Annotated in this window: 1 protein-coding gene; it reads left to right on the top strand. The window is 61.3% G+C overall.

Annotated elements, in window-relative coordinates; genetic code table 11:
- Positions 1–126: 126 nt before the first annotated feature.
- The coding region (locus WDW90_RS39370) for an SRPBCC domain-containing protein (protein ID WP_336493024.1) at positions 127–274 on the top strand (148 nt) is incomplete at its 3' end.

Here is a 274-nt window from a genome sequence, read left to right as displayed (position 1 = left end):
CCAGCGTTTCCAGAATATCTACCTTCCAAGGCCGGTGGGGTGAGCAGCGCCCTGCACCTTGGTGCAGATGGACAGGCGTCCGGCCATGGGTTACGTGCTGAGCTCCGACCAGCAGGAGGAAGCGTCATGGCGATGGACATGCAGGGCGAGGAGCGCATCGAGGCGCCGATCCAGAAAGTCTGGGAAGCGCTGAACGATCCTGAAGTGCTGAAGGAATGCATCCCGGGCTGCGAGAGCCTGGAGAAGAAGTCGGATACCGATCTGGAAGCCGTCG

Source organism: Methylobacterium nigriterrae (assembly GCF_037106235.1).
In the GTDB taxonomy this organism is placed as follows: domain Bacteria; phylum Pseudomonadota; class Alphaproteobacteria; order Rhizobiales; family Beijerinckiaceae; genus Methylobacterium; species Methylobacterium nigriterrae.
Note: the sequence above shows the minus strand (reverse complement) of the source record. Positions and strands in the feature narration are given on the sequence as shown.